At 40.2% G+C, this 351-nt stretch carries 1 protein-coding gene; it reads right to left on the bottom strand.

What is annotated here, in order from left to right; genetic code table 11:
• A partial coding sequence (locus tag AC0L3B_RS38735) for a hypothetical protein (protein ID WP_473382953.1) occupies positions 1 to 351 on the bottom strand: 351 nt, incomplete at both ends.

Genomic DNA, 351 nt, shown 5'->3' with positions numbered 1-351 from the left:
GCTTGGCTGACGAATGAGATGGCATATTCGTTCAGAGACGATGGATACAGCATGTGCGCTGTGGTATTTTCTTGGCTTTGATATGGAATATAAACAATAGATAGAGGGTTACTCAAGAAACGATAAAAGGGAATATAAGCCAAGAAACAAGTCACCATTAGGACCGCAAAGCGATCACGAGCAATAAAGCGCGCAAGAGAAGTAAAACTAATACCTACGGTAAAAATACAAAAGAAAAACTGATACCGCGTTGAAAACGTCGGAAAACCATACACAACCAAAGGGATAAGTATACCGAACATTGCTAAACGATGAATACTCGGCGACAACTTTGGATCAGATGATTCGAAA

This window comes from Bradyrhizobium sp. Kon56 (assembly GCF_055807635.1).
The sequence above is the reverse complement of the archived record's forward strand: the minus strand, read 5'-3'. Positions and strand labels throughout refer to the sequence as shown.